The sequence below is a fragment of the Kaistella soli genome (genome assembly GCF_019038595.1).
GTDB lineage: Bacteria > Bacteroidota > Bacteroidia > Flavobacteriales > Weeksellaceae > Kaistella > Kaistella soli.
The window spans coordinates 50,730-74,214 of the sequence record NZ_JAHOPF010000005.1 but is presented as its reverse complement, the minus strand read 5'-3'; the positions used below and the strand labels follow the sequence as shown (position 1 = coordinate 74,214).

Below are 23,485 nucleotides of genomic sequence, written 5' to 3'. Positions count from 1 at the left end.
ATTTAGAAATTATAGCGGTAGCCTAAACTAAGACTCAAAAACGTCGAATTGCTGTAGTATTTCTTAATTTCAGGGTTTTCGTTATAAGTATTTCCGTAATAAAAATTGATTTTCCCGGCAACGAAAACCTGCTGTGGACCGTCTAAAGTATAAATCGCTTTGCCGCCAAGATTAAATCCCATTGCCTGATCTTTCAGTGAACGGTTTTTCTCATCAATATATAAACTCGAATAACGGTAAAAGCTGAAACCCGCCATTTCTTCTACCATAAAGTCTTCAGAAATATTTTCGCGGTGCGTTAAAAAAGCATCAATTTGGGTGATCCTCGGCGATCCTAAATTTCCGTAAAGATTTTTCTGATCGTAATGAACATTGGAAAACAGCTGGCTGTAGTCCAGACCGATTCCGAAATTAATGGGCGTCATCAGATTTCCGCCAAAACCGAAGCCGTAAAAGGGCATTAGATTTTTCGCCAGTGAATTGTTGCCAATCGGCTTCATTGCGATTACTTTTGCTTCGATATTTGAAACTACATCAAGCTGGTTTCTGTTTTTCTGAGAAAAAACCGTAATGGAAAAAACTAAAAATAAAAAAGTAAATATTCTCATTTTTCCAGCACTATTTCGTTAAACTTAAGGTAGGTTATCCCTTTTGGAATATTGATCTGAAGAGCATCTTTGGAAAGTGTTAAACCTGTTTTGTCAGCGCTGAAAGATTTTATTTTCTCTGTTGATGCGATCGTAAAACCGTCATTAGAAACAGGTCCCGAGAGTTTGAAGCTGCCGCCGGTTTCTAAGGTTGTTTCCGCTACGATAGTGCTTCCGCTGAGGATTTTCAATCTGTATAAATTGGTGTCTATGCTGGAATAAATTATTTTTCCTTCCACATAAGCGCGTGGATTTTCCTGAGATTCGGTTCTGCAGCTGATGATCCAGAAAAACGCCGACAGAAAGGCAATAAACTGTAAATTTAATTTCATCAAATATTTTTTTTAAAAATACAAAAAAAACTGCTTCAGGAAAGTGAAGCAGTTTTTTCTTTATTGAATGTCAATATTATCTGTTGCAGTTGGCGGTCCAGGTTTTTCCGTCCACGCTGTAAAGAATTTTCAGATTTGCGTTGTCGATTCTGATGTAAGAAGTAGCGGTAGATCCTACCATCACGAGAGTATTGTCGCCCTGTTTTTCAAACTGAACTCCATTTAAATCCGGGACGCCGTCAGAGAATCTGAAATTATATTTAGTTCCGCTCGCAATTTTAGTTACGAAAACGCTTCCGTTATCCTTAGTAATGCTCGTAGATCCGTCATTATAGGAAATACTTCCGTTGTAGGTTCCCGCAAAGAAATCGTTGTCTGCAGGATCGTCGTCTCGGCTGCAAGAACTTAAGGCGATGAATGAAAATAACATCAGAAAAAGTCCTAAAAATTTAAACGTTGAATTACGTTTTTTCGTCTTGATTTGTTGATTGGTAGATCGCATAATATTATTTTTAAAGTTAATGGCATGGTTTTTCCAAACATTATGCCATCGTTCCATAATCGTTTTAATTTAACAACAATTAATACATCTTAAGTTATTGCTGTAATAATGATAATTTTAAAGATGTAAAATTGATTTTTATGCAAATGGTTTTCAGGAGATTAAATGGAAAATTATACTTAAATTTACGCTTTCAAAAAAACGGTTTCGGAATTTTCCCGAAATCGCTTTTGCCGTTTATAATCACAGCGGTTTCACATTTTACATAAAGAAAAATGCAGTTAAAACCCATCAATGAAACTTTTTTGCCCGATATGTTGAGAAACGAATTTGGGAAAGAGATATTTAAAAATTTAGATCAGCATCAACATATTTCCGTCAAAGGTTTTGCCGGATCTGCGCCGTCGGTTTTTACCGCCGAGCTTTTTCTCACGCATAAAAAGACTATTCTTTTTCTTTTTGAAGACAAAGAAGAAGCGCTGTATGTCACCGCAGAAATGGAGGATCTGGTGGGGAAAGAAAACGTGCTTTATTTTCCCGCGACCCATTTGGAACCTTACCAGATTGAGAAAACCCAGAATGCAAATCTTGTCCTGAGAACCGAAGTGCTGAATAAACTAAATTCAGCTAAAAAACCGAAAGTAATCGTTGCCGGATTTGGCGCTTTATCGGAGAAAGTGCTGAGAAAAGAAGATTTCAGTGCGATTTCGCATCAGATAAAGGTGGGAGAAAGTTTGGATTTCGATTTTACTGAAGAGCTTCTGCATCAGTTCAATTTTAATTTGACAGATTTTGTTTCAGAGCCGGGCGAATTTTCAGTCCGTGGCGGAATTGTCGATATTTTCTCCTATTCCAACGAAGAACCGTACCGCATCACTTTTTTCGGGAATGAAATCGAAAGCATCAAAACCTTCAATATCGAAACCCAGCTTACCAACGGAAAAGTAAACGAATTTCAGCTGGTTTCCAACATGAACTTCGCGGTTTCTGGAAGTAAGGTTTCTCTTTTCGAGCTTTTACCGAAAGGCAGTTTTGTCGTGTCGAAAAATGCTTTTTTAGGCGTAAAAAGAATTAAAGATTTTTATGAAAAAGCAGAAGAGAAATTTGCTGGTCTAAGCAAAGAAATCAGCCATAGAAAACCGGAAGAACTGTTCTTCTCGGAAGGCGGAATGATGGCGGATTATCAGAAGTTTAAAAGTGTTGATTTTACGCTGGAAGAACTGAAAATCTCCGACCGTACAACCCTTCAGTTTAACCAAACTCCGCAGCCTTCTTTTCACAAAAATTTCGAGTTGTTAATTGAAGATTTTGAGGAAAAACGGAACGATAAGTTTGATATTTGGATCTCCTTTTCTACCGAAAAACAGAAGGAAAGACTGGTGGCGATATTCGAAGAACTTGGACGTTTCGATGCTGCTCAGCATGACATTCCGTTTAAATCTTTCAAATCTGAACTTCATGAGGGTTTTGTAGATTTTGACCACAAAATTTCGGTATATACCGATCATCAGATTTTCGACCGTTATCAAAGATTTAAATCGAAAAATACTTTTGCGAAATCGGAACAGCTGACCCTGAAAGATTTAATGCAGATGAAAGTGGGCGACTATATCACTCACATTGATCACGGAATCGGGAAATTTATGGGCTTGGTGAAAGTAAACAACAACGGGAAGGTTCAGGAATGTTTCAAGCTGACTTATAAAAATGGAGATTTACTTTATGTAAGCATTCATTCGCTTCATAAAATTTCAAAATACAACGGACCTGAAGGACGCGAAATCGTTTTGAGTAAACTCGGTTCCCCGGCCTGGAAATCTTTAAAGCAGAAAACCAAAGCGAAAGTAAAACAGATCGCCTTTGATCTGATCAGGCTTTATGCGCAGCGGAAAACTGCGAAGGGTTTTGCTTTTTCGCCGGATTCTTACCTTCAGAATGAGCTGGAAGCGAGCTTTATTTATGAAGATACTCCAGATCAGGAAAAAGCGACCGTGGACGTAAAAAAAGACATGGAAAACGATACCGTGATGGACCGTCTGATATGTGGCGACGTAGGTTTCGGGAAAACGGAAATTGCGGTAAGAGCAGCTTTCAAAGCGGCGACAGACGGGAAACAGGTTGCGATTTTGGTTCCAACTACGATTTTAGCATTTCAGCATTACCGGAGTTTTAAGGAAAGACTGAAAGATTTCCCGGTGAATATTTCTTACCTGAACCGTTTCCGAAGCTCAAAACAGAAAGCAGAAACCTTGGAAGGTCTCGAAAACGGCAAAGTGGATATCGTGATCGGAACGCATCAGCTAGTTGGAAAAAGTGTGAAATTTAAAGATTTGGGGCTTTTAATAATCGATGAAGAACACAAATTCGGCGTTTCTGTAAAAGACAAACTTAAAACTTTAAAGAACAATATTGATACGCTGACTTTAACGGCAACGCCAATACCGAGAACTTTACAGTTTTCTTTAATGGCCGCAAGGGATTTGTCCGTCATCAAAACGCCGCCGCCAAACCGTCAGCCGGTTGATACGAGTATTATTGGATTCAGTGAAGAAGTGATCCGTGATGCAGTTTCTTATGAAATTCAGCGTGACGGTCAGGTTTATTTCATCAATAACAGAATTGAAAATCTGAAAGACATTGCAGGTCTTATCCAGAGACTTGTTCCCGATGCGAAAGTGATTACCGGCCACGGACAGATGGAAGGAAAGCAACTGGAACGGAATGTACTTGATTTTATGGAAGGGAAATATGATGTTCTGGTTTCCACAACAATTGTGGAAAGTGGAGTGGATGTACCGAATGCAAACACGATTTTTATTAATGATGCTCAGCGTTTCGGAATGGCGGATCTGCACCAGATGCGAGGAAGAGTCGGACGCAGCAACAGGAAAGCGTTCTGTTATCTGATCACGCCACCGTTTGATATGATGACTTCGGATGCGAGAAAAAGGCTCGAAGCGATAGAACAGTTTTCAGATTTGGGAAGTGGTTTTCAGATTGCGATGAAAGATCTGGAAATCCGCGGTGCCGGTGATTTGCTGGGCGGTGAACAGAGCGGTTTTATTAATGAAATGGGTTTTGATACCTATCAGAAAATCATGCAGGAAGCGCTGGAAGAATTGCAGAATGATGAAGAATTTGCGGAACTGTTTGAAAATGAAGAAGACCGTAAAAAACTATTTAAGTCAACAAAAGAAGTTAATATTGATACTGATCTGGAACTGATGCTGCCCGATTTTTATGTTCAGAGCATTGAAGAAAGGCTTTCGCTTTATCAAAAGCTTGCGGAAATTCAAAATAAGGAAGATCTCCAGAAATTTGAAAATGAACTCACTGACCGTTTCGGGAAACTGCCTCCGGAAGCTAGAAATCTTCTGAAAAGTGTAGAACTAAAATGGATCGCCGCTGAAATCGGTTTTGACAAGATCGTCGTTAAAAACGGAATTTTCCTTGGATATTTTCCGCCAAATCCTCAGGATAAATTTTATCAGAGCGAAAAATTCAGGCATATTATTTCCTATTTAAGTCAGAATCCGAAAGAAGCAACGCTGAAAGAAAAACATTCTGCCGATGGAAACCAGTTGATGATGCGCAAAGAAAAAGTGCAGCATGTGGATGAGGTGAATGCGGTTTTGGAAAGGATATTGGGATAAAAAACTTTCTAAAGCACATTTCAAAAAAAAGTTTACTTTTGTTAAAATTAAATATATAGATGAAAAAAGCCTTACACATTTTCTCTTTCCTTTTCAGTTTGGTTGTTTTATTTTCATGCGAACCGAGCCGGGCTGAAAACGGAGATTTCCTTAACGGTGTTGACGGAACAGGGACGGGATCAGGTTCTGGATCGGGAACTGGCGGCGGCGGAACCGGAGTGGTAAAGCAGCTGAAATCGGTTACTGCAAAAGATGATACGGGAGAAACCATTACTTATAATTATACTTACACGTCGGGTAAACTGATCAGTGTGAAAGCAAGCGATAACTCGGTGAAGTATGATTTATCTTACGATGGCAGCAGCATTAACAAAATAACGGTAGTACAAAATGAGGGCACTACTGTTACCACAACCAATTTTACGTTGACTTACAGTAACGGTAAATTTGTGGAAGCAAAAGGTACCGGAACCGAGAGTACCGGAAGCTCTTTTAAGAATACCATTACAGCGACTTATACCGACAATAAAATTTCAAAAATCTTATCCAAGATGGTGGGAATTGATTCCGCGGATCCTAATGTAAGCTATGATATGTTTACCCTGCAGAGTGATATTACTTACACCGGAAACAATATTGCAAGCTGGAAATTCAGCACTGCATTTCCTCCGATGCCACCCATTACAATTCCTCCAATTGTAATAACATCAGCGTTCAGCGATTATGACTCAAAGATCAATCCGTTCAACACTTTGCCGGAAGCTTATAATATTGTCAGCTCGCTCTACGGACTGGAAAGTACTGCAGTAACAGGTTTTTCTGCCAATAACTATAAAAAAATCACGGTTTCCTCCGGCACAGATACACAGTCTGCGACTTATACCTATACTTATGATGCAGACGGTTATCCTTTAAAAGCATCGGCAGGTAGTATGGGAACTTTAACGTTTGAATACCAATAAAAATCAATGAAATACCTTATCGTCGGTCTCGGCAACAAAGGAGATGAATATACTGAAACCCGGCATAACGTCGGGTTTAAAGTTGCTGAAAAAATCGCAGAAACCATTGAAGCACCTTTTAAATCTTCCAACTTTGGTTTGGTCGCCGAAGGGAAATACAAAGGCAGAAAAGTATTTATTCTTAAGCCTGATACCTATATGAATCTTTCCGGAAATGCGGTAAAATTCTGGCTTCAGAAGGAAAATATCCCTTTGGAGAATTTGATGATTGTCACCGATGATCTTGCTTTGCCTTTCGGGACTTTAAGAATGAAAATGAAAGGTTCCGACGCCGGTCATAATGGATTGAAAAGTATTCAGGAACAGCTTCAGACTCAGAATTATCCGCGTTTAAGGTTTGGAATTTCTGCAGAGTTTGCCGAAGGTAAACAGGTAGATTACGTTCTGGGAAAATGGGAAGGAGAGGAAAAAGAAAAACTTCCCGAAAGAATCGAGAAGTTTTCCAAAGCATGTCTGTCATTTGTTTTTGCCGGAATCCAGAACACAATGACGGCGTTTAACGGGAAATAATCCTTATAACCAAGTTACCACGCCGCTTTCAACGCAGTAGTTAGCGCCTACAATTTTAATGTTTCCGTCTTTTTCCAGTTGGCTGAGTGTGGTGCTCTGCTCACGGATATCTTCTATGGTTTTCTTAATGTTGCAGACATTTAGTCTTTCCAAAAGATCACTGTTTGCAGAAGAACGTTCTTCGACTTCTGTAATTAAACCGTCGATACAGCCCTGAAAATGATCCACCAGATGATTTAGGTTTTCCATTCCCATTCCTTCAATTTTTTTTGCGTCAAGACCGCCTTTCAGCGCACCGCATTTCGTGTGGCCCAAAACGACAATCAGTTTGGAACCTGCCACATTACAGCCAAATTCCATGGAACCGAGAATGTCTTTATTGACAAAATTTCCCGCAATACGGATGCTGAAAACATCGCCTAAGCCCTGATCAAAAATCAGTTCTGCAGAAGTACGGCTGTCGATACAACTTAGTATAACGGCAAAAGGCCATTGCCCAGCCCGGGTGTCATTAACTTGCTCAAGGAGATTACGGTTCATTTTTAGGTTCTGTACAAATCGTTGGTTTCCTTCTTTTAGAAAGTTAAGGGCTTTTTCCGGTGTTGTTGTAGATTGTGTTTCTAAGGTATGTGCTTTCATTTTATTTATTTTAAAGTTGATGTTTTTAAAACTACATGGCTCTTCTGTGGGCAATGATGATGTGCGAAGTTTCGTCTTCAGCGTATTCCTGATAAGAGGTTTTAAAACCAATCAGTCTTACTTCGATATCTTCTTCCTTCGCGCGGATATTGGCGAACTCCTGAATCATCTCCAGGATATCTGTCGCAATGTAGGATGTTGATCTCGCATCAATACAAACCTGGGAATTAGGCTTGATGTTTTTCAGCGTTTTCTTAATAGCTGCTTTGTTCAGAAATGAAACTTCTTCCGCCAGTTTTATATTGATTTCGTCTGCATCATCCAGTTCTTCACGGCTCAGATAATAAGCTCTTTTCATATTTCCCTGAAGGATATAAAAAACAGAAATCAATAATCCGATTCCAACACCTTTCAACAGATCAAGAAAAACTACCGCAATAATGGTTGCGATAAATGGGATGAACTGATATTTCCCTTTATGCCAGAAATGCTTCACTGTAGATGGTTTCGCTAATTTATATCCAACCAGAATTAAAACTGCGGCCAAAGTCGCGAGCGGAATTAAATTCAGAATAAACGGAATAGAAAGTACACAGATCAGCAGAAGCGCTCCGTGAATCATTGATGAAAGTTTTGAAGTTGCTCCTGCACTTGCATTCGCGGAACTTCTCACCACGACTGAAGTCATCGGCAATCCGCCTATTGCGGAGCTCAACAGGTTTCCAATTCCCTGCGCGCGGAGTTCCAGATTGGTATCCGTGATTCTGCGGTGAGAATCCAAACGGTCCGAAGCTTCAATGCAGAGCAAGGTTTCGATGGATGCAACAATTGCGATGGTGGCACCAACGATCCAGACTTTAGGATTTAAAAATCCCTGAAGATCCGGAAAAACGATAAGATTTTTGAAATCGTTCAGATTCTGAGGGACAGGGAGAGAAACCAAATGTTCCGACCCGATCGCAAGTGAACTTTCCGACTTTACAAAGATATAATTGAGCAGAATGCCTGCAGTAACTGCTACCAAAGCGCCCGGAATCATTTTAAGTTTTTTGAGCGCCGGAAATTTATCCCAAGCCAAAAGTATAGTGATCGAAACTAAAGTGACAATAATTGCTCCGGGATGAATTCCGGCAGCTAATTCAGAAAAATAATTAATGTTAAACCCATTTCTGAACAGGCTTTCATTTCCTTCAAAATCTTTATCGAATCCCAGTGCGTGAGGGATCTGTGTAAGGATAATGATGATTCCGATACCCGCAAGCATACCTTCGATAACGTTGGTGGGGAAGTAATTTGAAATACTTCCTGCTCTAACGAATCCCAATATTAATTGGATAATTCCGGCAATGATTCCCGCGCAGAGAAATAGCTCGAACGCGCCTAGGTCAGTTATTGCGGTCAGTACAATGGCTGTTAAACCCGCGGCCGGACCAGTAACTGAAATGTTTGAGTTACTCAGATATCCTACGACCAAACCACCGATAATACCCGCAATAATGCCGGAAAGCGGCGGTGCGCCGGATGCGAGCGCAATTCCTAAACAGAGAGGAAGAGCGACTAAAAATACGACGAGTCCTGAAGGGAAATTTTCTTTAATCCCTCCAAAGATGAATGTTGCTTTTTTCATTTTTTTGAAAAAGTATTTGCATTGTAGCGCGCTGAATACCAGGTATTCAGGTCTCTACAATTGATTGGAATTTAATTTTAAATCATGAGAACAGTGCCCGCTTTCCTGTGAAAAGGGGTGCTGAATATTTCAGATGAAAAATTAAGCTTCCGGAGGAGGGGAAAATATAGTTAGGAAAGGGGAAAGATGCACAGAGTCATCAATCAGTAAGAAAGATCTACCGAGTAAATCATTCTCAAAAAATTTCAGAAAATCGTGAACATTTAATGTAGCAGGAATAGTTTTCTCATTAATCACCAACGGGGAATGTTGGGTTTCTTCTTCTGAGATTACCACATTGGAGGTCGGGAAATCCCAATTGAAAACCGTGGCTAAACTGGGTAAAGCCATGAAGTTCAAAAAAACCGTTAATGTAATAATACTCCAGAATTTCATATGTTTAGATGAGGTTTTTGTTCTTTTTTCGGCTCATCACCCAATTGGAATCGGTCAGATTATAGATCTTCTGAATGTCTTTCAAGATATTCTCGAAATCAATTTCCTGATCAATAATTTTTCCCGTTTTCAAATCGAAAACCCAGCCGTGAACGATAGGATACTCGTCAACCAGGTATTGTTCCTGCACTACTGCCATTTTAATAACGTTAATACACTGCTCCTGAACATTCAGTTCCACAAGCCTGTCATAACGTTTCTGTTCATCGTCGATGGAGTCTAATTCTGCCTGATGCAGCCTGTAAACGTCTCGAATCGTTCTTAACCACGGATTCAGAAGTCCCATGTCTTCAGGAGTCATCGCTGCTTTTACTCCGCCGCAACCATAATGGCCGCAAACAATAATGTGTTTTACTTTAAGATGTTCTACAGCGTACTGAATGACCGCTGTGGAGCTCATATCCAAAGTATTCACAACATTGGCAACATTTCTGGTGACAAAAACTTCGCCGGGTTTCATCCCCATCATTTCCTCTGCCGAGACGCGGCTGTCTGAACATCCGATGTAAAGGTATTCGGGAGTTTGGGAAGCGGATAACGTTTTAAAGAAATCCTGGTTTTCGGCAAGTTTAGATTCAACCCATTTTTTGTTGTTCTCGAAAATAACTTCATACGATTGTTTCATAATGATAAATGTTCAGAGGTTTATATTATACTGTTTCGTGTCAATTATTTTCAAATTTATTAGATGAAATCAATGAAGCTGCAAAACTAAAGTTTTTAGAATAAAATAAAACAAGGTTTAACATATTTTAATACATTAAATTTTATTATTGATATAGCCCTGTGTCGCGTTTTCATTGGGAGTAATCTGTGCAGGATTCCCAATAACCACTGAATGGGACGGAACGTCGAAATTCACATACGCATTCGGAGCGATGAGAACGTTGCTGCCAATTCTGATGTTTCCTACGATAACTGCGTTCGGTCCGATCCACACTTCATCACCAATTTCAGGGACACCTTCGTTTTTCCCCCGGTTGGCCTGCGCAATGGTAACGCCCTGAGCGATATTACAGTTTTTACCGATTTTCACTTTGGGATTGATGACCAAAGATCCCCAGTGACCGAGGTAAAAACCTTCCCCAATCTGAGTTTCTGGATAAATCTGGAAACCGTATCTGATCTGATAATGTCTTAAAATCAACCGCCAGAATTTACCGAACACGGACTTTCTGTACTGTTGAGTCTTTCTCAGAAGATATATAAAATGCAGATTCGGATTGATGCATTTCGCCCAGATTTGCGCTGAGGAAAGCATTTTGCCGCTCTCTCTGTAAAAATCTTTCTGGATGGTTGAAGGGTTTGACATGATAACTAGATAAGATTATAAACTGTCGATAATTTTTGTAATAGAATGCACGGAATTTTCTAGATTGAAAGGCATTTTGTAGGTCTTTAATGCTTCGTCATATCTGTTAAAACTTGCAGGATTCGTGAGCGCTTTTTTCATTCCTGAATAAATTCCCTCCTCAGAGTTTTCTGTGATTAAACCCAGTTTTCCGTTTTCGAGAATTTCACGAACACCGGAAACTTCCGTGGCGATAATTTTCTTTTTCAGTGCAATTGCTTCTGACAGAACGGTTGGAAAACCTTCATATCTGGAACTTAAAACATAGAAATCCGCTTGTCTGAAATAAGGATAAGGATTATCGGTAAATCCAGGCATTACCGCAGTTGCGGAAACGCGGAGACTGTCTCTCAGTTTTTTTATATTTTCGAAATCATAGCCGTTACCTAGAATTAAGAGATTATGCTTAAGACCTTCATCCAGCAGCTTTTTATGAACGCGTAAAAGCCGGTCGAAACCTTTCTGCGGAAAAACGGTTCCTACTGAAACAACGGTTTTCACCACTTTGCTGAATTCGTAATTGATAACGGGTAAATTTGATTTTTCAATAATTTCTTCAGTGTCTAAAGGATTGTAAATTCTTACTATTTTTTCTTTTTCCTCTGCGTTTTCTGCTGCCGACTCAAAATCCTGCTGAATTTTTTCAGAAATCACCATTATTCTGTCAAACCCAAAAAACTTCCTTATTTCTTCCTTTGTATAATTTTTGAATTCAGTTTTTTTAAGATCATTATGAATCCAGATGATTTTTTTTGAAGACTTTAACGGCGAATTCAATATTTCATCGCGCATTCCGTGGATCGCAGCAAATTCCACATCGTAGTTTTTTCCTTTTAAAATTGTTGAATAAAGCAGTTTCGGAAATTTTTTCAGAATTCCCTGATAGATTTTTCTGTAGATTTTTTCCGGCAGATCTTTCGGGCGGTTGGTCGTAATCATTTCGCCTCTGTTCAGGTAAAAAACCTTAATACAGGCCGGAATTTCAGCTAAATATTTCCCCGAATAAAGATTCAGCAACAGATCAATTTCATATTTGTCCGCGGGAAGGTTTTTCAGGAAAGTGACCAGCACTTTTTCCGCTCCGCCGTGACGCAGCGAACCGATCCGGATGAGGATTTTCTTTTTGCCTGTTTTACTTTCCTTTGACATTCTTTACAGACTTATTTTACAGGTTTGTAAGTGTGGGGAAGATTGTTTTTGATGTATTCTTCTAGCTTATGACGGTCACGCTCGAGTTCCCGCGGATACATTACATTATGAGCGAGAAGCTTTTCGCCATATTCTTCCAGCGTGCAGATAAACTTGGCCGGAACACCTGCAAACACAGTTCCCGCAGGCATTGAGGTGGTTAAAATTGATCCCGCGCCCAGAAGGCAGTTATCCTGCATTTCAACTCCGGGCATTATAATCGTATCAGCACCGATTAAGCAGCGTTTGCCGATTTTTATCCTGCCGAAAGTTCTGATGTCTTTATATTTTTCAAAGAAATGCAGTGCATTCTGTCCGCCGTCATGGTTTACAAATCTTACATTATTGGAGAAAGTGGTTTCGTCCCCAATTTCGATAAGAAAAGGTTCTGTACCAAATTGAGGGACCTCAACAAACCGAACGTTTTTCCCCACCTTCAGCCCTTTGGCCAGACAGATTTTAAGATAAATCTGCTGAATAAAATATTGGTAAGCCGTATGGATTTTTAAAATCAGTCTATAGAGGAGAAGCATGCTTATTTTTTTACTAAATTAAGAAGGATTTCTTCAACAGCCATGAAAATCTTGTGGTTATCGAAGTTTTTGTCGATGGTTTTCAGATTAAACTGAATTTTCTGTACAAGGTCTTTATTCGTGAGAAATTCCTTCATTGCGGCATACATTTCTTCCGTACTGTACTGAATGAGATAACCGGTTTCGCGATGCTGCATCATCGTGGCTACATCGCCCGTATCTGTTGCGATGGTGGGCTTCTGTAAGATTAATGCTTCGGCTAAAACCAAAGGCCACGCTTCAGATTCCGAAGGCATGATAAAAAAATCTGCGTTTTTTATATAAGGATACGGATTCATTTTATTGCCTGCGAAAATGAAAGTCTTTTCCAAGCCGAGCTTTTTCTGTTGTGCGAGCAGATTTGGAAGTTCTTCGCCGTCACCGATAATCATTACGGAATGGTCAAATCCGTCTTTCAGAAGCTGTTGATGTGCCTCCATGAGTTTATGATAACCTTTTCTGGTGTGAAGCCTGCCAACCGAAACGAAAACTGGATTTTGGGTAAATTCAGGGATTTTCGCTTCACTTTTCTTTCGGATTTCTTCTATAGGAATTGCGTTAATAATGACATTTTCATCCGGATAATTGAGTTTATGATAAGTGTCGTGCATGATTTTCCTTATTTTTTCGGAACAGTAAATCATGTGGTCAAACTGTGGAAAATGCTCCAGAATTTTCGGTACTAAAGGCTGAAGTTTTGGCAGATCAATTTCCGAATGAAACCAGCCAACTTTTTTTGAGTTTTTATTGGATGAATTTAATACGGACTCAAAATCATTGTAAGTCATTCCGATTTCGATGTCGAAATCCTGTTTCAGATATTCTCTGTCAATAATTTGAGGGTTTTTCCTAAGTTTTTCGAGCTTGGTTTTTCGTTGAAAAAGCTGAATTTTCTTTAGGAATGTGTTTTTGGAAAAATCTTCTTTCCCCTGAGTTAGATATACTTTTCTAACATGTGAAGGAAACTGATCGCGAAGTTCTCCCTGATTCAGGTTCAGACAAACCGTCATCTCGAATTTTTCTGTATCGAGATTGTTTAATAAACTCAACATCACTTTTTCAACGCCGCCCATTTCCATGGAACGGTGGCGAAAAAGGACTTTTATTTTTTTGTTTTCTGACATTTATTTAGAAAATGCTTTGGAGAATAACTTTCAGTTTTTTTACGATACGGTGCGGAATGGAATTCTGATAATCAAGCAAATCAAAAATTTCCTGTGGATCCCTATACTTGTCCGGAATCTTCTGACCGTTAATTTCAGTGAGTTTTCTTCTTTTCATCGCCAAAAAAATGGCCTCTGCGAAATATGCGTAAGAATTTTTTTTGTTTTCGTTCTGTGAAATTCCACCAGCATGGGCCCGATAAAGATAATCGGTTTGATTAATAAAAACGACATTTCCTTGTTCGTACATTTTAAAATACAAATCCTGGTCTTCTGCAATTTTTAAATCCGGATTTATTTTCTCGCATTTCAGGTAAACTTCTTTTTTGAAACCTACAAAAGGCGCAATCTGAACAGGACAGTTGAAAAAATTCAAATCACCATTCGGAACCTGCATCGCAGAGTGAAATTCCTTTAAAGGCTGAAGGTTTTGATCACACTTCATCAGCCTCGAGTAAGTGAGAACGGTATCTTTTTTCTTCTGAAACATTTCTATAGAAGCGCGTAAAGCATTTGGAAGTAACGCGTCATCCGGATCCAGAAAACCACAGATTTCTCCATCCGCAAGATGGATTAATTTTCCTTTTGTAAAGCCAACGCCCTTATTTTCACTGTTTTCATAAAAACGGAACCGGGAATCTTCTTTTATTATATCAGTGATGATCTGCACCGACTGATCAGTTGAAGCATCATCGAGAATCACCGCTTCCCAGTTCTGATAGGTTTGTGCAAGGATGCTTTCATAGCAGTCATGAAAAAATTTTCCGTTATTATAATTGGCAATGAGGATAGAAAATTTCATCAGCTAAAAATGTGTTGTAATAATTTTATTTTAAAAACAAAAAGTGACTGCTACACAAATATAATAGTTTCTTTATTAATCTAAATTACTTATTTTTGATGTAAATAAACACAAAGTGAGCGAATTACAAAGAGTAACGAAGACTTTTACGGGTTATCTTAAGCGCCCCGATTTATACCCTGAACTGGGCAGAAAAGTCATCAAGAATATTTTCAATAGAAAAAGTGCTTTCCGCGGGAAAGAAAAAACGCTTGCCTGGGCTAAAAGTAATGCTGTATCGCAGGAAACAGCCATTGCTGAACTTTTCGGGATAGAAATGAAACCGTTCGACTTGCTTTTTCCTGAGGAACTTCGCACCGCTAAAAAGAGAGAAGCCGAATGCCCGGTAAAGATGGGCGGCGCAGGAGCTTTGGAGCTTATTTATGCAGCCTGTGAATTTACCCATGCGCAAAGTGTGGTGGAAACCGGCGTTGCTTATGGTTGGTCTTCTTTGGCCGCACTGCTTTCGCTTCAGAAGAGAACGGGCGTTTTATACAGTTCGGATATGCCGTATTTAAGTCAGGACGGAGACCGGTATGTCGGATCTGTTGTTCCTGAGGATCTTAAATCCCATTGGAAACTTTTCCGTCATGCGGATAAGGAATCTTTACCGAAAATTTTCGTTGAAGCGATATCAGTCGATGTGGTGCATTATGATTCCGATAAAAGTTATGAGGGAAGAGCGTGGGCTTATGTGGAATTACACAGACATTTAAAAAAGGGCGGTGTTTTCATCAGCGATGATATCGGCGATAATTCGGCCTTTCAGGATTTTTGTGAAAAAGAAAATATCAAACCGACCATCGTGGATTTTGAAGGAAAGTTTGTAGGAGCTTTTGTGAAATCTTAAAAAAGATTTTTTCGGAAGTTGATATTATAAAGTCCTGAGCGGATGCTTTGGAAATCCAACATTAAATATTTCCCGATCATTCTCCATTTCTTCACTGTGGAAGCATTCGCAATTTCAAAACTTCTGTGCATCCTCCGGATATGAATTTTAATATCTTGCGGAAGATCTGGATTGTTATCAGCCCATTTTTCCATTTCCTTCCAAAGCAGCACTTTTGTTGAAGCCGGGTTTATTTTCCCTGAATCTATTTTGGTAATACGGTTTTCCTCATGAATGCCTCGTACAGCAATTGGCTCATCTGAAATTCCGGGATACAGATTACAGTAATAGGAAAGGCGAAACAGAAATTCGGTGTCCTGATGAAGACGGAGATGGGTTTTCATCAGCGGATTTAATTTATCCAAAGCGGATTTTCTCACCGTTAATGCATCGAGGTGAATCAATCCGAAACTGCCGTTCATTCCTAGCAGTCCGCGAAATACCTCTTGTTGTGAATGATTTTTATACACTGTAACAAGCCGATCTCCGTAAATGGGGAAGTTCTGTTCCTGCGCTTGTTGGGTGTAGTAATGGGTTCCCAGTGCGCCGTAAATTCCGTCCACTTCAGGATTACCGAACAGCTGCTTTTCTGCGTCAAAGCGGTTGGGCAGGTAGAAATCATCCGCATCCAAAAAAGCAATAAAATCTCCTGTTGATTTCTGTATTCCAAGATTCCGGGAAGCGCCCGCACCGTGGTTTTCGACGTCCGGATGACGGAAGAGCTTTATCCGCCCATGCTTTTTTGCCAACTGTTTACAGATTTCAAGAGCGTTATCAGGTGATTTATCTTCCACAAGAATAATTTCGTGCACCTCAGGAAACTGAAGCGCAGATTCCACCGCATTGGAAACATAACGTTCGGCATTGTAGACGGGAATGATGACGGAAATTTTCATTTTATGCTTTAAGTTTAATTTTTAAATATTTTGAAAGTTTTTTTTCTACATAAAAGTATATTATTGCGGCAAATCCTATAGAAAGCAGGATTTTAAAAATAAAAAAGGGAATATTTAGCCAACCTTCAGGTTTTATTTTCCGGAGAATTATTTCAACAAAAGGATGTGAAAGATAAAGAGAATACGAAATGTCGCCTAAAAAAATCAGTGCTCTGTTACCCTTAAATTTTAGGCTGTAATCAAAAAGCAGAAATGAAAATACAAAAAGGGATACAATAAAAAGCATGATCAGTTCATGATTTACATTGATCAGGCCCAAAAGCATTAAAATAAAAAGAAGAATTCCTGAGACAGAAATGAATTCGGCAACTTTCTTCGGGATGTAGAATTCATTCAGGAAAAGGGCAAACAGAATTCCGATGACAAAATAAAGATTCAGTGTGTTCATTATCATCAGAAGAAATGCGTTTTCTGTCTTGATAAAATGTCCCAACAGGTAAGTGAGCAGAAAAAATACACCAATAAAAAAGTATGTCTTTTCCCTGAATAATAGGGAAATTCCAAAGATAAAATAGAAGAACATTTCGTAATTTAGTGACCAGCCGAGATATAAAACCGGAAAAACATCCTTCTGCGGAAAGAACAGTAACGAGTGTAAAAGCCGTGACAAACCTCCGCCGCCGAAGTAATAGAGCCAGGTTCCGCCCATTAGAATCCATGCAAATGTAAGGATGTAATAAAGCGGAACAATCCTAATGATTCTTTTTCTGTAAAAAAGACTTAGTTCGTTCAGGTTTTGCGATGATTCTCCAAACCTTATTTTTTTGGTCGTAAAAGCCATGATAAACCCGCTGATTACAAAGAAAACGGGTACGCCAACGCTTCCTTTTCCAAATAAAAAATTTCCGATAGATAAGTTTCCGAAATTAAGATCCTCACGCGAATGAAAACAGCACACCAGCAAAGCCGCGATTCCTCTCAATATTTGAATATTGTTAAGCTTCATGATGCGTGTAGGTAAAGCGGTAACGGGTTTTTAGTATTTTTGGGTTTCGGATAATCGCTGTAATTATTTTCGAGTATCTCAGCAATCCCTTTTCATTGGCCAGCGCGAAAGATCTCCGGTTTAAAAAAATATGTTCTCGATGTTCTTTTTTAATTTCTTTTCCCTGAGCCCAATCATCAACCGATTCCCATAAAAGCAACTGTCTTTGATTGTATTTTTCCGAATATAATTTGATCTTCGTAATCCGGTTATCGTCATGAACGCCGCGGACCGCTATTGCTGCTTCTATTTTTCCCGATTTCAGATAGCAGAGATAAGATAATTTAATAATAAAATCGGTATCCTGATGTACTGTGAGGTTTTCATTGAATTCCAAGTGATGTTTCCTGAGGCTTTCGTTTCTTACCGTCAAACCATTAAGATGGAAAAATGTACCAAAACGCTTATCCAGCCCCAGTAATCCGTAAAAAACATCTTTCCCTTCGGCAGGATGATTTACAGTGGTAAGTTGAGTATCCCGAAATTTTTCCTGAAACTCGGTTCTTCCTTTCTCAGTGAGAAATTCAGTTCCAATCGCTCCGAAAACGCCTTCAATATGCGGGTTTTTAAACAGTTCTTTTTCAGCATCAAAGCGGTTCGGAAGATAATAATCATCCGCATCCAGAAAAGCAATAAAATCCTGCGAAGCTTTTTCCAGACCGAGATTTCGGGTAGCTCCGGCGCCGTGGTTTCCTTTGTCGGGATGCTGATAAAAAAGGATCTTAGAATGTTCAGCAGTTAATTTTTTACAGATTTCCAGGGAATTATCGGTAGACTGATCTTCAATTAAAATAATTTCTTTTACCTCATCAAACTGCAAAGCAGATGCTACGGCTTTTTTTAGAAAAGCTTCTGCATTGTAAACAGGTATGATGACGCTAATCATTAACATCCACAGTACAATTAAATATATTTCCCGTAATTATCTGCCCAAAGTGCCAGCTGAAGCAGGTTCCAGTGTTTTTTGTCTTTCTTCAGAAATTTCTGCGCAGCATTAAAATCAATAAAATGAAAAATTTGCTGGGTTTTATCCTTGAGTAAAACATCTGAAAGATCATTAAGACTTTTTTCTTCAAACCAATTTTCAACAGAAGAGCCAAAGCCCTGTTTGTTGCGGGTTTTAATATTTTCCGTCCAGTAATTCTGCATGGCTTCCCGGAGGATAATTTTATCTCTTTCACCATCCAGTTTTAAATTTTCAGGAAGCTTAATGCAGAATTCGGCAAAATCTTTATCAAGAAACGGTGTCCTTACTTCCAGCGAATTTGCCATGGCCATTCGGTCAGACTTTACGAGCATATTTCCGGGAACATATTTTTCCAAATCAATCCGCATCATGTCGTTCAGCGAATCAGGATCGATGCTGAAACTGTATTCCTGATGATATCTCGTCTTAATGCCCAATGCAGCTATTTCTTTAGAAGAAAAGAAGTTGCGCACTTTATTCTGATGGAAATCAAGAATGTTTTTATGACTGATGCTTTCTTTGGTGATGTAAGAGGTTTCGCGGAATTTCCCGAATTGCTTTAAGCCAAATTTCACGAGGATATTATGGTAGCTAAAATGGTTTTTCAATTTATTTTCAATGCTGTAAAAATCGTAGCCACCGAAAAGTTCATCACCAGCGTCACCGGCTAGGACCACTTTGAGATGTCTTGCGGCAGCCTCGCAGATTTTATATTGCGGCGTGTAGCTCATGTCGGCAAACGGTTCATCGAAATAGGGGGAAATTTTTAAAAGTTCAGGGGCAATATTTCGCCGGTTTTCGTGAATTTCAATATGATTGGTGTGGTATTTTGCGGATATTTCATCAGCATATTTCAGTTCACTGGTTTCGCCGAGGTAACCAAAGCTGATGGTGGTCTGTTTAGGTTTAAATTCATTCACCATCGCAACGATTGTTGATGAATCCAAACCGCCGCTTAGAAAACTGCCCACTTCAACATCCGCAACCAATTGCTTCTTAACAGCAGTTTTCAGTAAATGACTGAAATTTTCCTTTGCCTCTGACAATGTAATATGTGTATTATTTTCCGGGATGCGGTAATATCTTTCCACTGAAATTTTTCCCTTTGAAAAAGTCAACTGATGAGCCGGCGGAAGAGTAAATATGTTCGAATAAATACTTTGATAAGCACTTACATAACCGTACTGCAGGTAGTGATAAAGTGCTTCGTTATTTACTTTCGGAGTCACTAATCCTGAAGCGAGAATGGCTTTTATTTCCGAAGCGAAGATAAATTCACCATTTTTTCCGGTTGCATAATAAAAAGGTTTTTCGCCGAAACGGTCGCGTGCGCAGAATAATTCCTGTTTTTCATCATCCCAGATGGCAAAAGCGAACATTCCGGGAAGTTCATTGAGTAATTCTTTCCCTTTTTTCTGATACATCGCCAGAATAACTTCGGTATCGGAAGTTCCGCGGTAAGGATAATCCGCATAATTTTTCTTTAAATCCTGATAGCCATAAATCTCACCGTTCAGCACAATGCATTCCCTTTTATAATCCGAAAACATTGGCTGTTTTCCTGTTTCTGAAAGGTCTATAATGGAAAGTCTCCGGTGTCCTACAGCGGCATTTTCATAAAATTCATGGTGTGAGGCATCCGGACCGCGGTGCGCAATAGCATCGGTCATTTTCTGAATTTCTTCAGCGTAATTTTTAGCATTATGAGAAATTATCCCGGCAATTCCGCACATAGAAATATTTTAAAGTTCAGATTAATTTTGAAGGTTCAAAAAAGGATGAGAATTTGAAGTTAAGAATTTTTTATTGTCCTGTAAAAGTTTTTTCTGGGAACTGATCCGGCGGAATAGTTTATACATTTTTTTTGCTGAATTAAAATCGGTCAAAACTAAATTCTTAACCGTACTTTTTAATAATGAACTCCTTATTTTTTGATATTCGTCAGTCAGGTTCGGATCTAAAATTCGCGTTTCTAAACTTAACTCTTCAAACCGCTGATAATCTACTTTCTCCAGGTCCTGTTTCCCGTCATGAACTGCTTTACTTCCGGAAACCAAGAATATCTTTTTCTTGTGATAATGAACGCGGTTAATATATTCGTTATCCTCACCGTAATGGAAAAAATAGGGATTAAAACCGCCCACTTTTTCTATGGTTTCTTTAGGAATCAGCCAGTGTGCGGCGTTTACAAAACTTATTTCGTAATAAGGTTTTGGCGAATTCAGGTAAAAATCGGAAATCATCCGGGTTTTGAAATTGATAGCAATGTATTTGTCAATGAAAATATCCAGTTTTTTTTCGGTTCCATCCAGATGCACCGGACTTAAAATCCCAATATCGCTTTTGTTGGGATAGCTGTTATAAACTTTTAAAAGTTCGGCAACCGAATTCTCAAAAACCCACGCATCCTGATTCATCAGATAGAAAAAATCTGCATTTTTTCTGTAGGCTGTTTCAATTCCGATATTGTTTGCTTTTCCAAATCCCAGGTTTTTATCATTCTGAATGAGTTCTACCTCAGTGAAATTTCTTTTGATAAAATTCTGTGTACCGTCGGTAGAGCCGTTATCCACCACGAGTACATTTATCGGAACAGATGATTTCCTCAGACTTGAAAAACATCTTTCTGCCCATTGCATGGCGTTGTAAGTAACGATAATGAAGTAAATGTTTGGCATAAGCTATTGTTGGCGGTAACAGAAAATATTGAGTTGCTGGTTGAAATTTTTAGGTTCTTCACGGCAGAACGGAAACCTTATTGTTTCCCCCCGCAACTCTAATATAATACTTAAATCCCGATCTTTTGAGTAAATTAAGGATTTCACCTAAATTCTGCGGTTCACCTTTAATACCGTGGTATTCCAGAAAAAGATTTTTCACGTTAACAAGCTGAGGTTCAATGTCAAAAATAACTGTATTTTCGGCTCCTTCAATATCAATTTTCAAGAAATCGACATTTTGGGTAAGGAATTTTTTCAGATCTATCGTTTCGACTTTTGTGGTGGTGTTGGTATTTGAAAAATCGAGAACGGTAGATCCGGAAAGACCTCCGTCGGAATAAAATTCGAGCGTTGTTTCTTCTGTCCACACCGCTTTGTCATAAACTGTGATGTCCTCCGAATGAAAATAGGTTTCTACATTTTTTTTGAGTAGCTTACAAATCCCTGGATCCGGTTCGAATGCAGTAATTTTCGCTTTCGGATACTGTCTTTTGAAATAAAGAACGCTTAAGCCCATATTCGCGCCGCAATCAATGATGTAGGGAGTTTCGGTGTCGGATTTGAATAAATATAGATCTTCCAGAAAAAGTTCGTCCAGGGAATGCAGCATTGCCGTAGCACTGGAATATGAAAAAGGTTTACCGAAAATTTGAGCGGTATGGTTTTCAATAAACTGAGGTTTTAAAATTCTTTCCCTTTCGGTATCGGAAATGCCGGTTTTGCCGTTTTCAAGATTGCTGTTGAATCTTTTTTTCAGCAGACGGTAATTCGTAAAAAGTAAATCCGAAACTAAATTTTTCATTGGTGTTTATTTGAAAGTATTTTCACCGCATTTTTCAACAAACGTTTTGTGTTAAATACAAAAGTAGTAATATCTGACAATAACAGTTCGTTTTCTTTGCTGATTCCAAAATCAGAATAATTGATTTTGGAGATTCTTTTGGAATTTTGAAATGTGTCATTCATCAGATTGTTTTTGTGGATGAACTGTATGAAAAGCGGTGTTTTGTCAGCCATCACGATATTGGGATAATTCCTGTAATTCAGATGGTTTTCTTTCGTCACGGTTCTGAAATCTGTAGTTTTTTCCACTAAACTCACGAATGGATTCGCAACCTGATAGTAGTAATTGGCAATCCCTTTATTTACGCCGGTTTTGGTTATCTGAAGTCCCAAGCGCAAATCAATAACCAGATTATGGACAGGCCTGAAGCTTTTTTGAACCTCGGCGACAAACGACCGGTGAATCATGTCATCATTATCAATGTCGGTAGTAATTATATATTCAGTTTTGTGATCAAAAAATTGAGGAATCATTTCTAAAAGTCGGGTACTCATTTCCTGAAAATCCTGAACAAAAACCGGGTGAAACTGTTTACATTCCTTCTCTATATCACTTATAATTCCGACGTATTTTTTTGGAGTATGGATATCAAAGAAAACCAGCCACACAAAATTTTTCTGGCTCTGATTTTTAAAGGAAGGAAGACAGTATTTGAGAAAAATCCCGAAACGGTCTTCCAGCCATTCGTCGCTGAGCGGTTTTTTTCCTTCACGGGTCGTCGTCCATATTTCCGTAGGAACATTAAAACGGGTTGATATGATGTGCTTAAAGGTTTCCATTATAAACTGCGCTGATGTTTTCTGTACTTGATAACCTGCAAATATGTTTTTAAAATCTGAAACTGATCCTTAAGCCTGGTTTTTGAAAACGGAAAAAATTTCAGTGTAAAACAAAGATTCTTGACTGTAACCGGATAATATTTAAAGTAAAACCTGACGAAACTTTTGAAAGCAGCTTTTTCTGTTGCTGAATTTGAAGGGTGATTGAAATTGCTTCCAAGGTTCAGCCGGATTTTAATATTGTTATCTATGAACAGTTTATCCGGATTTCCGCCGGAGAAATGTTCAATTTTAATATCATGAACGATATAATTTTGATATAACTTGGACATTCTTAAACTGAAATCGCAGTCGTAGCCATGAAATCCTTTAATGTGTTCTTCGTTAAATCTTACATGATCGAATTTGGCTTTTGTGCAGCTCAGAAAAACGCCGTCCAAAGCGATGGCGAGACTTTTATTTCCTGTTATTTCTTTCTGTTGTTTTCCGATAAACCATCCTGACGGCGCTGACGGAACATAGTTAGAACCTGCGACTCCCAAAACTCCGGTTTCAGGATCTTTTAAGTGCTGAATTAATAGCGGTCCCCAATTTTTTGTCTGAAACGAAACATCGTCGTGCAGAAAAAGCAGGTTTTCAAACTTTGCCTGTTCTGCTCCGGAATTGTATGCTTCGCAGATTCCCATTGTGCCAGGATTTTCAACCTTTATTATTTCAAACGTAATCCCTGCTGTCTCTGTGATATTCTGTTCCAGAGCAGTGAAATTGTGCGGTTTATATGTTGAAATAATAATGGAAAGCAT

Annotated in this window: 24 protein-coding genes; 4 read left to right on the top strand and 20 right to left on the bottom strand. The window is 38.9% G+C overall.

Going from position 1 to position 23,485, the window contains the following annotated elements:
- Positions 1 to 2: 2 nt before the first annotated feature.
- The 3 genes from KSK37_RS10725 to KSK37_RS10715 all read right to left on the bottom strand — a co-directional run bounded on the left by KSK37_RS10725 (position 3) and on the right by KSK37_RS10715 (position 1,409).
- The gene (locus KSK37_RS10725; protein WP_217201458.1) at positions 3 to 608 is read right to left on the bottom strand and encodes a hypothetical protein; all 606 of its coding nucleotides are present in this window, start codon (positions 606 to 608) and stop codon (positions 3 to 5) included.
- Positions 605 to 979, bottom strand: a complete 375-nt coding sequence (locus tag KSK37_RS10720) for a hypothetical protein (protein ID WP_217201456.1) — start codon at positions 977 to 979, stop codon at positions 605 to 607. The genes KSK37_RS10725 and KSK37_RS10720 overlap by 4 nt, the downstream gene beginning before the upstream one ends.
- A 76-nt stretch (positions 980 to 1,055) precedes the next feature.
- Positions 1,056 to 1,409, bottom strand: coding sequence for a hypothetical protein (locus KSK37_RS10715; protein WP_217201812.1), 354 nt, complete (start codon positions 1,407 to 1,409; stop codon positions 1,056 to 1,058).
- Between the two features lie 347 nt (positions 1,410 to 1,756).
- Here KSK37_RS10715 and mfd point away from each other — a divergent pair, with 347 nt between their 5' ends.
- The 3 genes from mfd to pth are packed head-to-tail and all read left to right on the top strand — an operon-like array spanning position 1,757 to position 6,666.
- Entirely contained in the window at positions 1,757 to 5,134 is a 3,378-nt protein-coding gene (mfd, locus tag KSK37_RS10710; protein ID WP_217201454.1) for a transcription-repair coupling factor, read from the top strand.
- A 59-nt stretch (positions 5,135 to 5,193) separates the two neighbouring features.
- Positions 5,194 to 6,096, top strand: coding sequence for a hypothetical protein (locus KSK37_RS10705; protein WP_217201452.1), 903 nt, complete (start codon positions 5,194 to 5,196; stop codon positions 6,094 to 6,096).
- A 6-nt stretch (positions 6,097 to 6,102) separates the two neighbouring features.
- Entirely contained in the window at positions 6,103 to 6,666 is a 564-nt protein-coding gene (pth, locus tag KSK37_RS10700; RefSeq protein ID WP_217201450.1) for an aminoacyl-tRNA hydrolase, read from the top strand.
- A 3-nt stretch (positions 6,667 to 6,669) separates the two neighbouring features.
- On the opposite strand, the gene KSK37_RS10695 is transcribed toward pth, so the two are convergent.
- From KSK37_RS10695 to KSK37_RS10655, 9 genes are all read right to left on the bottom strand, one after another.
- Entirely contained in the window at positions 6,670 to 7,305 is a 636-nt protein-coding gene (locus KSK37_RS10695) for a carbonic anhydrase (RefSeq protein ID WP_217201448.1), read from the bottom strand.
- Positions 7,306 to 7,336: 31 nt separating this feature from the next.
- A complete protein-coding gene (locus tag KSK37_RS10690; protein ID WP_217201445.1) occupies positions 7,337 to 8,932 on the bottom strand; it encodes a SulP family inorganic anion transporter in 1,596 nt (531 codons plus the stop codon).
- Positions 8,933 to 9,073: 141 nt separating this feature from the next.
- Complete coding sequence (locus tag KSK37_RS10685) at positions 9,074 to 9,367, bottom strand: hypothetical protein (RefSeq protein WP_088359309.1); 294 nt, start codon at positions 9,365 to 9,367, stop codon at positions 9,074 to 9,076.
- 4 nt (positions 9,368 to 9,371) lie between these two features.
- The gene (locus tag KSK37_RS10680; RefSeq protein WP_217201444.1) at positions 9,372 to 10,052 is read right to left on the bottom strand and encodes a carbonic anhydrase; all 681 of its coding nucleotides are present in this window, start codon (positions 10,050 to 10,052) and stop codon (positions 9,372 to 9,374) included.
- A gap of 135 nt (positions 10,053 to 10,187) precedes the next feature.
- Complete coding sequence (locus tag KSK37_RS10675) at positions 10,188 to 10,739, bottom strand: serine acetyltransferase (protein WP_217201442.1); 552 nt, start codon at positions 10,737 to 10,739, stop codon at positions 10,188 to 10,190.
- Between the two features lie 15 nt (positions 10,740 to 10,754).
- On the bottom strand, positions 10,755 to 11,927 hold the full coding sequence (locus KSK37_RS10670; RefSeq protein ID WP_217201440.1) for a glycosyltransferase: 1,173 nt from the start codon (positions 11,925 to 11,927) through the stop codon (positions 10,755 to 10,757).
- Positions 11,928 to 11,938: 11 nt separating this feature from the next.
- Positions 11,939 to 12,499: an acyltransferase gene (locus KSK37_RS10665; protein ID WP_217201438.1), complete on the bottom strand. Its 561-nt coding sequence runs from the start codon at positions 12,497 to 12,499 to the stop codon at positions 11,939 to 11,941.
- Between the two features lie 2 nt (positions 12,500 to 12,501).
- The gene (locus tag KSK37_RS10660) at positions 12,502 to 13,662 is read right to left on the bottom strand and encodes a glycosyltransferase (protein ID WP_217201436.1); all 1,161 of its coding nucleotides are present in this window, start codon (positions 13,660 to 13,662) and stop codon (positions 12,502 to 12,504) included.
- 4 nt (positions 13,663 to 13,666) lie between these two features.
- The gene (locus tag KSK37_RS10655; protein WP_217201434.1) at positions 13,667 to 14,503 is read right to left on the bottom strand and encodes a glycosyltransferase family 2 protein; all 837 of its coding nucleotides are present in this window, start codon (positions 14,501 to 14,503) and stop codon (positions 13,667 to 13,669) included.
- Positions 14,504 to 14,618: 115 nt separating this feature from the next.
- Between KSK37_RS10655 and KSK37_RS10650 the strand changes: the two genes are divergently transcribed.
- Positions 14,619 to 15,392: a class I SAM-dependent methyltransferase gene (locus KSK37_RS10650; RefSeq protein ID WP_217201432.1), complete on the top strand. Its 774-nt coding sequence runs from the start codon at positions 14,619 to 14,621 to the stop codon at positions 15,390 to 15,392.
- Here the strand turns inward: KSK37_RS10650 and KSK37_RS10645 are convergent.
- Genes KSK37_RS10645 through KSK37_RS10610 form a run of 8 tightly spaced genes read right to left on the bottom strand, consistent with a single transcriptional unit; the run spans position 15,389 to position 23,485 of the window.
- Entirely contained in the window at positions 15,389 to 16,327 is a 939-nt protein-coding gene (locus KSK37_RS10645; protein ID WP_217201430.1) for a glycosyltransferase family 2 protein, read from the bottom strand. The two genes, KSK37_RS10650 and KSK37_RS10645, sit on opposite strands and share 4 nt — an antisense overlap.
- Before the next feature lies 1 nt (position 16,328).
- Positions 16,329 to 17,309 (bottom strand): acyltransferase family protein, encoded by a 981-nt coding sequence (locus tag KSK37_RS10640; protein ID WP_217201428.1) that lies wholly within the window; start codon positions 17,307 to 17,309, stop codon positions 16,329 to 16,331.
- Between the two features lie 13 nt (positions 17,310 to 17,322).
- The gene (locus tag KSK37_RS10635; protein ID WP_217201426.1) at positions 17,323 to 18,264 is read right to left on the bottom strand and encodes a glycosyltransferase family 2 protein; all 942 of its coding nucleotides are present in this window, start codon (positions 18,262 to 18,264) and stop codon (positions 17,323 to 17,325) included.
- Positions 18,265 to 18,275: 11 nt separating this feature from the next.
- A complete protein-coding gene (gene asnB, locus KSK37_RS10630; protein WP_217201411.1) occupies positions 18,276 to 20,072 on the bottom strand; it encodes an asparagine synthase (glutamine-hydrolyzing) in 1,797 nt (598 codons plus the stop codon).
- Between the two features lie 21 nt (positions 20,073 to 20,093).
- Positions 20,094 to 21,017, bottom strand: a complete 924-nt coding sequence (locus KSK37_RS10625; RefSeq protein ID WP_217201409.1) for a glycosyltransferase family 2 protein — start codon at positions 21,015 to 21,017, stop codon at positions 20,094 to 20,096.
- 58 nt (positions 21,018 to 21,075) lie between these two features.
- Positions 21,076 to 21,861: an FkbM family methyltransferase gene (locus KSK37_RS10620; RefSeq protein ID WP_217201407.1), complete on the bottom strand. Its 786-nt coding sequence runs from the start codon at positions 21,859 to 21,861 to the stop codon at positions 21,076 to 21,078.
- Entirely contained in the window at positions 21,858 to 22,682 is an 825-nt protein-coding gene (locus KSK37_RS10615; protein WP_217201405.1) for a glycosyltransferase, read from the bottom strand. The genes KSK37_RS10620 and KSK37_RS10615 overlap by 4 nt, the downstream gene beginning before the upstream one ends.
- On the bottom strand, positions 22,682 to 23,485 hold the full coding sequence (locus tag KSK37_RS10610) for a glycosyltransferase (RefSeq protein ID WP_217201402.1): 804 nt from the start codon (positions 23,483 to 23,485) through the stop codon (positions 22,682 to 22,684). The genes KSK37_RS10615 and KSK37_RS10610 overlap by 1 nt, the downstream gene beginning before the upstream one ends.

Bases quoted from the DNA above. Each gene is read 5' to 3' on its own strand.
- KSK37_RS10725 (WP_217201458.1), bottom strand. From the start codon at position 608: ATGAGAATATTTACTTTTTTATTTTTAGTTTTTTCCATTACGGTTTTT.
- KSK37_RS10720 (WP_217201456.1), bottom strand. From the start codon at position 979: ATGAAATTAAATTTACAGTTTATTGCCTTTCTGTCGGCGTTTTTCTGG.
- KSK37_RS10715 (WP_217201812.1), bottom strand. From the start codon at position 1,409: ATGTTATTTTCATTCATCGCCTTAAGTTCTTGCAGCCGAGACGACGAT.
- mfd (WP_217201454.1), top strand. From the start codon at position 1,757: ATGCAGTTAAAACCCATCAATGAAACTTTTTTGCCCGATATGTTGAGA.
- KSK37_RS10705 (WP_217201452.1), top strand. From the start codon at position 5,194: ATGAAAAAAGCCTTACACATTTTCTCTTTCCTTTTCAGTTTGGTTGTT.
- pth (WP_217201450.1), top strand. From the start codon at position 6,103: ATGAAATACCTTATCGTCGGTCTCGGCAACAAAGGAGATGAATATACT.
- KSK37_RS10695 (WP_217201448.1), bottom strand. From the start codon at position 7,305: ATGAAAGCACATACCTTAGAAACACAATCTACAACAACACCGGAAAAA.
- KSK37_RS10690 (WP_217201445.1), bottom strand. From the start codon at position 8,932: ATGAAAAAAGCAACATTCATCTTTGGAGGGATTAAAGAAAATTTCCCT.
- KSK37_RS10685 (WP_088359309.1), bottom strand. From the start codon at position 9,367: ATGAAATTCTGGAGTATTATTACATTAACGGTTTTTTTGAACTTCATG.
- KSK37_RS10680 (WP_217201444.1), bottom strand. From the start codon at position 10,052: ATGAAACAATCGTATGAAGTTATTTTCGAGAACAACAAAAAATGGGTT.
- KSK37_RS10675 (WP_217201442.1), bottom strand. From the start codon at position 10,739: ATGTCAAACCCTTCAACCATCCAGAAAGATTTTTACAGAGAGAGCGGC.
- KSK37_RS10670 (WP_217201440.1), bottom strand. From the start codon at position 11,927: ATGTCAAAGGAAAGTAAAACAGGCAAAAAGAAAATCCTCATCCGGATC.
- KSK37_RS10665 (WP_217201438.1), bottom strand. From the start codon at position 12,499: ATGCTTCTCCTCTATAGACTGATTTTAAAAATCCATACGGCTTACCAA.
- KSK37_RS10660 (WP_217201436.1), bottom strand. From the start codon at position 13,662: ATGTCAGAAAACAAAAAAATAAAAGTCCTTTTTCGCCACCGTTCCATG.
- KSK37_RS10655 (WP_217201434.1), bottom strand. From the start codon at position 14,503: ATGAAATTTTCTATCCTCATTGCCAATTATAATAACGGAAAATTTTTT.
- KSK37_RS10645 (WP_217201430.1), bottom strand. From the start codon at position 16,327: ATGAAAATTTCCGTCATCATTCCCGTCTACAATGCCGAACGTTATGTT.
- KSK37_RS10635 (WP_217201426.1), bottom strand. From the start codon at position 18,264: ATGTTAATGATTAGCGTCATCATACCTGTTTACAATGCAGAAGCTTTT.
- asnB (WP_217201411.1), bottom strand. From the start codon at position 20,072: ATGTGCGGAATTGCCGGGATAATTTCTCATAATGCTAAAAATTACGCT.
- KSK37_RS10625 (WP_217201409.1), bottom strand. From the start codon at position 21,017: ATGCCAAACATTTACTTCATTATCGTTACTTACAACGCCATGCAATGG.
- KSK37_RS10620 (WP_217201407.1), bottom strand. From the start codon at position 21,861: ATGAAAAATTTAGTTTCGGATTTACTTTTTACGAATTACCGTCTGCTG.
- KSK37_RS10615 (WP_217201405.1), bottom strand. From the start codon at position 22,682: ATGGAAACCTTTAAGCACATCATATCAACCCGTTTTAATGTTCCTACG.
- KSK37_RS10610 (WP_217201402.1), bottom strand. From the start codon at position 23,485: ATGCTTTCCATTATTATTTCAACATATAAACCGCACAATTTCACTGCT.